10 protein-coding genes are annotated in these 9,294 nt (G+C 70.9%); 9 read left to right on the forward strand and 1 reads right to left on the reverse strand.

Features of this window, described 5'->3' with window-relative positions; genetic code table 11:
- Nucleotides 1-45 precede the first annotated feature (45 nt).
- The 6 genes from DEA06_RS15490 to DEA06_RS15515 are packed head-to-tail and all read left to right on the forward strand — an operon-like array spanning nt 46 to nt 5,345.
- Complete coding sequence (locus DEA06_RS15490) at nt 46-975, forward strand: L,D-transpeptidase (protein ID WP_116648909.1); 930 nt, start codon at nt 46-48, stop codon at nt 973-975.
- Nucleotides 972-1,271, forward strand: a complete 300-nt coding sequence (locus DEA06_RS15495) for a DUF1905 domain-containing protein (protein WP_116648910.1) — start codon at nt 972-974, stop codon at nt 1,269-1,271. The genes DEA06_RS15490 and DEA06_RS15495 overlap by 4 nt, the downstream gene beginning before the upstream one ends.
- On the forward strand, nt 1,268-1,762 hold the full coding sequence (locus tag DEA06_RS15500) for an A24 family peptidase (protein ID WP_116648911.1): 495 nt from the start codon (nt 1,268-1,270) through the stop codon (nt 1,760-1,762). Before DEA06_RS15495 ends, DEA06_RS15500 begins: the two co-directional genes overlap by 4 nt.
- A 55-nt stretch (nt 1,763-1,817) precedes the next feature.
- Nucleotides 1,818-2,858, forward strand: a complete 1,041-nt coding sequence (locus tag DEA06_RS15505; protein ID WP_116648912.1) for a YhjD/YihY/BrkB family envelope integrity protein — start codon at nt 1,818-1,820, stop codon at nt 2,856-2,858.
- Between the two features lie 20 nt (nt 2,859-2,878).
- Nucleotides 2,879-4,582 carry a cellulase family glycosylhydrolase gene (locus tag DEA06_RS15510; RefSeq protein ID WP_116648913.1) on the forward strand — a complete coding sequence of 568 codons (1,704 nt, stop codon included), beginning with the start codon at nt 2,879-2,881 and terminating at the stop codon, nt 4,580-4,582.
- 52 nt (nt 4,583-4,634) lie between these two features.
- Nucleotides 4,635-5,345: an NAD(P)H-hydrate epimerase gene (locus DEA06_RS15515; protein ID WP_116648914.1), complete on the forward strand. Its 711-nt coding sequence runs from the start codon at nt 4,635-4,637 to the stop codon at nt 5,343-5,345.
- Nucleotides 5,346-5,349: 4 nt separating this feature from the next.
- On the opposite strand, the gene glgP is transcribed toward DEA06_RS15515, so the two are convergent.
- The gene (gene glgP / locus DEA06_RS15520; protein ID WP_116648924.1) at nt 5,350-7,896 is read right to left on the reverse strand and encodes an alpha-glucan family phosphorylase; all 2,547 of its coding nucleotides are present in this window, start codon (nt 7,894-7,896) and stop codon (nt 5,350-5,352) included.
- A 77-nt stretch (nt 7,897-7,973) separates the two neighbouring features.
- Here glgP and DEA06_RS15525 point away from each other — a divergent pair, with 77 nt between their 5' ends.
- The 3 genes from DEA06_RS15525 to DEA06_RS15535 form a co-directional block, all read left to right on the forward strand.
- Nucleotides 7,974-8,201 (forward strand): response regulator, encoded by a 228-nt coding sequence (locus DEA06_RS15525; protein WP_116648915.1) that lies wholly within the window; start codon nt 7,974-7,976, stop codon nt 8,199-8,201.
- Nucleotides 8,198-8,833, forward strand: coding sequence for a CYTH domain-containing protein (locus DEA06_RS15530; protein WP_116648916.1), 636 nt, complete (start codon nt 8,198-8,200; stop codon nt 8,831-8,833). The genes DEA06_RS15525 and DEA06_RS15530 overlap by 4 nt, the downstream gene beginning before the upstream one ends.
- Nucleotides 8,834-9,051: 218 nt before the next feature.
- The coding region (locus DEA06_RS15535; protein WP_205781306.1) for a hypothetical protein at nt 9,052-9,294 on the forward strand (243 nt) is incomplete at its 3' end.

The raw sequence follows: 9,294 nt of genomic DNA on the forward strand, positions 1-9,294 counted from the left end.
CGCGATCGACTTGCCAACGAGCACCTCGCCGTCGAGCATGAGGAGATGACCGCCACGCCCGCGCTCGCACCGCGCTCGCACCGATGGAGGTGGGGGGCCGCCATCGTCGTCGTCGCAGGGGTGGTCGTCGGCGCGGTCGCGTGGTGGATGTTCGCACCGCGGGCCGCAGAGGCTCCGGTGGCCGCGAGCCCCGCCGTCACGTCGACGTACACCCCCACGCCCAGCCCGACGCCGACCCCGACTCCGACGCCGATGGGGTTCACCGCGAACACCGCGGTCTACCCGCTCGACGCCCTCCCTCAGGTCGACGTCTATGCCGTGATCCCCGCACTCCCCGTCGACCACGACCCCCGGGGGGCCATGACGGGCGACACCGTTCGAGCCGTGACCGATCGCATCCCGGTGTTCGCCGACCCGACCGCCGAACCGGTCGCTGTCCTTCCCCGCGACTACCAGTTCGACGGCACGACGGTCCCGGTCGTCGAACGCCAGGACCACTGGGTGCGTGTGCTGCTCACCGGACGCGAGGCGGTGCCCTCGGCGGGCAATCCGGCGCAGCTGAGCGGCTGGCTCCGCACCCAGGATGTGGAGTTCTCCCGGGCCGACGCGACGGTCGAGGTGGGGCTGACGAGCCGCACGATCGACATCGTGCACGCCGACGGCACGAGGGAGCGCGTCGCCGACGACTTCGGATCGGGAACCGCGTCGACCCCGACTCCGATCGGCCGCACGTTCGTGATGATGGTGCGCGTCGAGCCGTCGTTCGGCTACACCCGCGGCCACCCGCTGGTCTACCTCGGTGTGCAATCGCCGACGCTCGACGGCTTCGGCGGGGCAGCCGTCGCCGTGACCGCCTTCCACTACCACGACGCCCGATCGGGGGCGATCTCGAACGGGTGCCTGCGTCTCGGGCCGGAGGCGATCGACAGACTGGCGCAGCTGCCGCTGGGCACCGCCGTGTACGTGAACGCATGATCGTCGAGTTCACCGACGAGATGTACCGATGGGAGGCCCGCTCCGACGCGGACTGGTACTTCGTCGCGATGCCGGAAGGGCTGAGCGTCGACGTGGCGGAGCTGCAGGGCCCCTCCCGCCGGGGCTTCGGCGCGGTGCGGGTGCATGCCACGGTCGGTGCGTCGAGCTGGCGCACGTCGATCTTCCCCGGCGGCGACGGGCGTTACGTCCTGCCGCTCAAGCGTGCCGTCCGCGACGCCGAGAACCTTCGCGAGGGTGCGCCGGTCACGGTGGTCCTCGAGATCGCCAGCGTATGAGCGCGGCGTTCGCGCTCGCCGTAGAGGTCGCCGCCTACGGTGCGTTCGCCGTGCTGAGCGCGGTGCTGACGGTCGTCGACCTGCGCACGCATCGCCTGCCCGACCGGCTGGTGCTCCCGGCCTATCCCGTGGCGGCCGTTCTGCTCACCGGCGCCGCGTTCCTGCGCGGCGATCCGGCTCGGCTCCTCTCGGTCGCCGGTGGCGCGATCGTGCTCTTCGCGTTCTATCTCCTGCTGCGGATGCTGCGGTCCGGGGCGATGGGCGGAGGAGACGTCAAACTGGCCGGCCTCATCGGTGCGTTCCTCGGGTACCTGGGGTGGGATGCCGTGCTCGGTGGCGCGATCGCGGGATTCGTGTTCGGCGGCCTGTTCGCCGCTGTGCTCCTCCTCGCGCGACGGGCGAGGGCCGCGAACCGGCTCGCTTTCGGGCCGTGGATGCTTCTGGGTGCCTGGGCGGCGATCCTCGCGGCGGCTGCGACGGCCTTTTCCTGACGGCGCACGGCGTCAAGCCCCGGGACGAGGGGCACGGCGCCGATAACCTGACGGGATGACCGACTCCGTGATCTCTCGCGCCACCGCGTGGGCGCTGGCTCGCCGGCCCGTGCGCGCCTACCTGCGCTATGCCGGAGCCCGCGGTCCGGTCCTCGCCGACAGTGTGACCTATCGCACCCTGTTCAGCCTCTTCGCCGGCGTGCTCCTCGGATTCTCGTTCGCGGGGATCTGGCTGGCGGGAAACCCCGACGCGCTGGCCGCGCTCACCCGCTCGCTGAATTCCGCCATCCCCGGGCTGGTGGGCGAGAACGGCCTCATCGACGTCTCGAAGATCGAGGCACCCGGGGCGTTCACGATCGCCGGCATCGTCTCCCTCCTCGGTCTGGTCGGAGCGGCGATCGGCGCCATCGGCACCCTCCGCACGGCCCTGCGCCAGATCGCGGCCCAGACGACCGACGACACCTTCATCGTGTGGGTGCTGCTGCGAAACCTCGCCCTCGCCATCGGCATCGGGGGCGCCCTCGCCGCCGCGGCCGCCGCCACGTTCCTCGCCACCGCCGGCCTCGATGTCCTGCGGGGCTGGATGGGTGTCGCCGCCGATGCCGGGTGGGCAGGATTCCTCGCCTGGCTCGTCTCCGTCGCCGTGGTCCTCGCCCTGGATACCGTGGTCGTCGCCGCGCTGTTCGCCTTCCTGTCAGGGCTTCGCGTCCGCCGTCGCACCCTGTGGACGGGCGCGCTCCTCGGCGGCATCGGGCTCACCGTGCTGCAGCAGTTGTCGGGCCTGTTCGTCGGGGGCGCGAGCTCCAATCCGCTCCTGGGCACCTTCGCGTCGCTGATCGCGCTGCTGCTGTGGCTCAACCTCTCCAGCCAGGTCATCCTCATCGCGTCGGCCTACATCGTCACCGGCCACGAGGAGGACGAAGACCGGGTGCACGCCCGCTTCGGCGCGGCGACGATGGTGCAGTTCCGCGTCCGGCAGGCAGAGCGTGCCGTGCAGGCGGCGGCGTCCGAACTCACGGCGGCGCGCGACGCCGAAGCGACCGAGCGCGAGAAGAGCGCAGCATCCGGAAACGCGGCCGACGCATCCCACCAGTAGCATTCGCTGCAGGAGGGATCATGATCGGTGTGCGCACAGGATCGCGGGGGAGTCGCTGGCTCGGACTTCTGTTGTCGATCGCGGTCGTCGTCTCGGCCGGGGTCATGACATCGGTCGTCCCGGCGCGCGCCGCGACCACTGCCGGTTGGCTGCACACCGACGGCTCCCGCATCGTCACCGAGTCGGGGCAGACGCACACCATTCGAGCGGTGTCGTGGTTCGGGATGGAGACGAGCACCTGCGCGCCTCACGGTCTGTGGACCATCCCCCTCGACGAGGGGATGCGGCGCATCGCCGAGATGGGGTTCAACACCATTCGGCTGCCCTTCTCGAACGAATGCCTGACGGCGTCGTCGACCACCTCGATCGACGCGAACGCGAACCCGACGCTGGTGGGCCTGACGCCGCTGCAGCTCATGGACACGGTCATCGCCCGTGCGAAGGCCGTCGGGCTGAGTGTGATCCTCGATCGGCACCGTCCGGGGTCGGACGCCCAGTCGGAGCTCTGGTACACCCCCGCCTACTCGGAACAGCGCTGGATCGACGAGTGGAAGATGCTCGCGCAGCGGTACAAGAACGAGCCGGCCGTCGTCGGTGTCGATCTCCACAACGAGCCACACGGCGCCGCGTGCTGGGGGTGCGGCGATGCCGCGACCGACTGGCGGGCGGCCGCGACGCGTGCGGGCAACGCCGTGCTGTCGGTGAATCCGAAGCTCCTGATCGTCGTCGAGGGCGTCGAACGCCAGCCCGACGGCAGCTCCACGTGGTGGGGCGGGGGCCTCGCGGGCGTCGCGGAGAAGCCCGTCACGCTGAACGTTGCGAACCGGGTCGTGTACTCGCCCCACGAGTATCCGGCGAGCGTCTACAACCAGACGTGGTTCGGCGCGGGCGACTACCCCGCGAACCTCCCGGCGGTCTGGGAGAAGAACTGGGGGTTCATCGCCAGTCGCGGGATCGCGCCCGTGCTCGTGGGCGAGTTCGGCACGAAGCTCGAGACCGCGAGCGACAGGGCGTGGGTGAAGACCCTCGTCGACTACCTCGGGAAGACCGGCATCAGCTTCGCCTACTGGTCGTTCAACCCGAACAGCGGCGACACCGGCGGCCTCGTGCGCGACGACTGGCGCACCCCGCAGACGACGAAGCTCGCGGCCCTCGCGCCACTGCTGACGCCGACGACCGTGCCGACCGCCGCGCCCACGGCATCGGCCACGCCGAAGCCCTCGTCATCATCGACGCCGAAGCCGAGCAGTACGCCGAAGCCGAGCAGTACGCCCAAGCCGAGCAGTACGCCGAAGCCGACGGCGTCGCCGAAGCCGAGCAGTACGCCGAAGCCGAGCAGTACACCGAAGCCGAGCAGCACGCCCAAGCCGAGCAGCACGCCCAAGCCGACCGCGTCGGCCACGCCGTCTCCGAGCGCTCCCTCGGCCGGCGCGATCACGGCCGCGTGGAGCCTGCAGAGCGCCTGGGGTGAAGGATATGTGGCCGATCTCACGGTGACGGCGGCTCGCAGAGTCGATCGTTGGACGGTCAGCTGGTCGTCGCCGGGAGCCACGTCGATCGTCAACGCGTGGGGGATGGACTGCCGAATCTCCGGGTCGACCATCACCTGCAGCGGTGCCGGATGGGCCGCCGGCCTCGCCCCGGGGCAGACCGTGAAGGTCGGTCTGCAGGTCGCCGCCACACGTGCTCCGGCGGCGCCCCCGCTGAGCACTACCTCGTCCTGACCGAGACGGCAACCGCCGGTCTCCCGCGCGCGGGCGCGACTAGCGTGACCCCATGAGCTCGTCAGAAGTGAGCGGCGCCTATACCGCCGCTGCCGTGCGGGCCGCCGAGGCTCCTCTGCTGGCCGCGGGGGAACCGCTCATGCTCGAAGCGGCCGCGGCTCTGGCCGAGATCGCGCGGGACGTGCTCGCGAAGCATCCCGGACGCGTACTCGTGCTGGCCGGTGCCGGCGACAACGGCGGCGACGCGCTCTTCGCGGCGGCCGAACTCGCGCCGCTCGCTCCCGTCGAGATCGTGCTCACCTCCGACCGGGTGCACCGTGAGGCGCTGAGCACGGCACTGGGTGCCGGTGCCGAGCTGCGCCACGCGGCCGACGTCTGCTCCTGTCCGGGGGAGTACTCCGTCATCCTCGACGGCATCCTCGGTATCGGCGCAGTGCCCGACCCTCGACTGCGCGGTGCCGCCCGAGCGGTGGTCGAATCGCTGGCGCCCGTGAGCGCCGCATCCGGCACGACCGTCATCGCCGTCGATCTGCCGAGCGGCCTGCACCCCGACGACGGCACCGCCGACTCCGCGGTGCTGCCCGCGTCGATCACCGTCACGTTCGGGGCGGTGAAGGCGGGTCTCGTGAGGGGACGCGGCCCCGCGGTGGTCGGCGAGATCCGGGTCGTCGATCTCGGGCTCGAGCCGGCGCTCGCGCGCGTCCGACCCGCAGTGACCGGCGTTCTCGACGTGGTGCGCCTTCCTCGCCGCGCTCGCGTCTGATCGCTCAGGTCGCGACGGCGACGAGGCCGAGCTCCACGGCCGACACGAGCCGGTCGTGGCGAGGGACCACGCGCACCGCGTAGCCGAACGGACCGGTCGCGTCGAGGGCGAGGCTTCCCTCGAACACGGTCGCCGAGTCCTCCTCTCCCGCGTCCGACAGTGCGATCGTCGTCCGTTCGCCGGCCAGCGTCCCGTCAGCGTCGATCGCGCCGGAGATGAGCTGCACCGACACATCGTCGGGGGTGAGTCCGTCGAGGTCGACGATCGCCCGCACCGAGATCCGGTCGCCCGCGCGAGCCTGGGCCGAGACGGCCGTCGCGTCGACCGCCCGCACCGACACCCGCGGCCACGCATCGCGCACCCGGGTGAGGAACGCCGCGAATTCCCGCGCACCGGCGAAGCCGTCGGCGCTCAGAGCGTGTTCGTTCGCCGAGGCGGGCGCGTAGAGCCTCGTGACGTAGTCACGCACCATCCGATCGCTCGTGGCCTTGCGTCCGAGGTCGGTCATCGTGTGCCGCACGCGCTCGAGCCAGCCGACGGGGATTCCGCCCTCCCGCTCGTAGAAGGTCGGCACGAGCTGGTGCTCGATCAGGTCGTAGAGGGCGGATGCTTCGGCATCGTCGCGCTCGTCGTCGTTCGCCGCGGTGTCGGCCGTGGGGATCGCCCAGCCGTTGCGGCCGTCGTACCACTCGTCCCACCAGCCGTCGAGGATGGAGAGGTTGAGCGATCCGTTGAGCGCCGCCTTCATGCCCGACGTGCCGCTCGCCTCGAGCGGGCGGACCGGCGTGTTCAGCCAGACGTCGCACCCGGGGTAGAGCTTCTTGGCCAGGGTGATGTCGTAGTCGGGCAGGAAGACGATCCGCTCGCGCACCTTCGGGTCGCGGCTGAAACGCACGAGCTGCTGGATGAGGGTCTTCCCGGAGTCGTCGGCCGGGTGGGACTTCCCTCCGATGACGATCTGCACCGGACGGTCGGGATCGGTGAGCAGACGCGTGAGGCGCTCGGGATCGCGCAGCATCAGCGTCAGGCGCTTGTAGGTCGGCACGCGGCGCGCGAACCCGATCGTGAGCACCTCGGGGTCGAGCACCTTCGCCGTCCACGCCGCGGGCGACGAGGACGCTGCGGCCCCGAGTCTGCGGCGGGCTTCGGCCACGAGCTCCTGCTTCATCTCGACGCGGACTCCCCAGAGCTCGCCGTCGGGAACGGCCGCGCGGTCGCGCCAGTCGTGGTCTGCGGTGAGGGCGTCGCCGAACCCGCGCTCGCTCAGCGCTTTCAGCGACGGGTGCACCCAGGTCGGCGCGTGCACGCCGTTCGTGATCGACGTGATCGGCACCTCGTCGGAGTCGATCCCGGGCCAGAGGGCGCCGAACATGCCGCGGCTGACCGCGCCGTGCAGCAGCGAGACACCGTTGGCGTGCTGACCGAGATGGAGTCCGAGGACGGCCATGTTGAACACGTGCGGATCGCCGCCGTCGTAGTCCTCGAGTCCGAGCGCGAGGGCGCGGGTGCCGTCGATGCCGGCGAGCAGCCCCCCGGAGAGGTAGTCGGCGACGAGCGTCCGCGGGAAGCGGTCGATGCCGGCGGGCACCGGGGTGTGGGTCGTGAAGACGGTCGAGGCCCGCACCTGTGCCAGGGCCACCTCGAACGACAGCCCGTCGCGGGCGATGAACTCCGACATGCGCTCGAGGCCCTGGAATCCGGCGTGGCCCTCGTTCGTGTGGAAGACGTCGGGTTCGGGCCGGCCGGTGATGCGGCACCAGGCCCGCACCGCGCGGACGCCCCCGATACCGAGCAGCAGCTCCTGGTGCAGCCGGTGCTCGCCCCCGCCGCCGTAGAGACGATCGGTGACGCGTCGCAGATCCTCCGAGTTCGACGGGGTCTCGGCGTCGAGAAGCAGCAGCGGAACGCGACCGATGTCGGCCACCCAGACTCGGGCGAACAGGGTTCTGCCGGCCGGGAGCTCGAGCGAGATCTCGACGGGTGACCCGTCGGGCTCCTGCAGCTGCCGAAGTCCGAGGCCGTAGGGATCGAGCACCGGGTAGCTCTCGTGCTGCCAGCCGTCGTCGCCGATCGACTGTCGGAAGTACCCGGCGCGGTAGAAGAGTCCGACGCCCGTCAGCGGCACACCCAGGTCGGACGCGCTCTTGAGGTGGTCGCCGGCGAGGATGCCGAGGCCTCCCGAGTACTGCGGAAGCGACCCGTCGACACCGAACTCGGGGGAGAAGTACGCGATGTGCGCGGGCTTGGGGTCGGCGAGGCCCTGGAACCAGCGCTCCCCGGTGAGATAGGCCTCGAGGCGTTCGTCCTCGGCCCGCACGCGGGCGACGAAGCCCTCGTCCGATGCCAGCTCGTCGAGACGCGCTTGACCGATGGTGCCGAGCAGTCGTGAGGGGTTCTCGTCGACCCTGGCCCAGAGATCGTGGTCCATCGAGGCGAACAGCGACGACGTGGCGCGACTCCACGACCACCGCCAATTCGTCGCGAGACGGTCGAGCGGCGCCAGTGCGGGCGAGAGGACGGGACGGACGGTGAACGTGCGGAGAGCCTTCACGCGAGTGATCATAGGTCATCGCCCTCTGTGAGGGAGGGCCGTCTCCACAGCGGATGCTTCGGACTACGCTGGGCGACATGGCACTTGCACGACTGACTGGCGGGCCGCTCGACGGCCAGGTGATCCCTCTCGAAGACGACGTCGACGACTCGCTCATCGTCCCCTACGGCGAGGGCCAGCTGGTCTACCGCCGCGGCGGCGACCTCGAGAACACCGGCGACAGCGACGGACCCACCGAGGCCGTCTTCACCTACGCCGAAGCGACCCAGGACATCAACCCGAACGAAGACGGACGAGACGATTGAGCGCGGCGGCCTCGTCCGAACCCACGCGTTCGATCGAGGTCGAGCGCACGTACGACGTGTCGGCCGAGACCCCGCTTCCGGATTGGTCACGCCTGCCCGGAGTCTCCCGCGTCGGTGACGCGGAACTGCGTGAGCTGGACGCGCGCTACTTCGACACCGCGGGTCTCGATCTCGCCCGCGCACGGGTCGCCGTCCGTCGCCGCGAGGGCGGTCCTGATGCCGGCTGGCATGTGAAGGCATCTGTCGCCGACGGTCGCTCGGAGTGGGGATGGCCGTTGGGAGAGGGCGACGAGAGCGCCGTTCCGCCGGCGATCGTCGACGCGGTGGCCCCGTGGGCCGCGCCGCCGTTCACGCTCCTCGCCCGCATCCGCAACACGCGAACGGCCTACGCCCTGCACGACGCCGAGGGCGGGCTGATAGCGGAGTTCGTCGACGACCGCGTGCGCGGCCGTGACGAGCGCGGTGAGCGCGACACCACCTGGCGGGAGTGGGAGATGGAACTCGGCCCCGCCGCCCCCGACGCGCCCGCCGACCGCGAGACGTTCTTCGCCGCGGTCGACGCGGCCGTGGCAGCCGTGGGCGGTCGCCCCGCAGCATCCGACTCCAAGCTCGGTCGCGTTCTCGGGCACTGATCCGCCCCGTCCGGGGTGGGGAGGGGCGCGTCGGCGCCGGTGGCTGACGCCGGTACGGATGCAGGCCCGGGGTCTGCTCGCGGGGCGTTGATCGATCTGGGCGGGACGCTGCTGCATGTCCTCGAGAACGCGGTGTGACGTGACCGACGCGCGGTCGGTGTTATCCACAGAGCCGGGCTTTTCGGTCGAGTGTCGTACGTTTGTTCTAACATGTAGGCATGCTCGAGAACGACGGCACCCCGACTGGCGGTGAGGCGCGGCGTGATGCCGATGCGCTTCCGGCGGACGTTGCGGGCTCGGAGTGGTCCGAGCGACCGGAGTGGTTCGAGGAGCAGGAGTGGATCGACGCCGACGGTGATCCGGTCGCGGCGGGTCGTGATGGGTTGGATGCGGTGGCGGATGTGTCGACGTTGATGTCGGTGTTCGCCGCGCAACGGTTCGAGCGCGTCGAGGGCCTGCGT

The organism is Microbacterium sp. Gd 4-13 (assembly GCF_003095395.1).
Taxonomy (GTDB): domain Bacteria; phylum Actinomycetota; class Actinomycetes; order Actinomycetales; family Microbacteriaceae; genus Microbacterium.